Genomic DNA, 234 nt, shown 5'->3' on the forward strand with positions numbered 1-234 from the left:
GGTCACCATAAGTACCACACCGAGGAATGCTGACAGGACAATAGGAAGAATGCCCATTACCGCAAGGACAATTACACCAGCCAATATACTCAAGGTCAGAATAATTTTTGAATAATTAACATCATCACTTTCAACTTCTGCAATTACAATTAAGTTCTTACTTTTTGAAATCATTTTATATGTGTTGGAACTTCCAAGCAACAATATGCGGTCGCCTGCCTTCAATTTAATTTC

The 234-nt window shown here is 36.8% G+C and carries 1 pseudogene; it reads right to left on the reverse strand.

From position 1 onward, the window contains the following. Positions 1–204, reverse strand: a pseudogene (locus ACKX14_RS16490) (hypothetical protein); the annotation flags it as partial. Positions 205–234 lie beyond the last annotated feature (30 nt).

The sequence above is a fragment of the Thermorhabdus hydrogeniformans genome (assembly GCF_049310025.1).
Lineage (GTDB): Bacteria > Bacillota > Thermosediminibacteria > Thermosediminibacterales > Tepidanaerobacteraceae > JBJYKD01.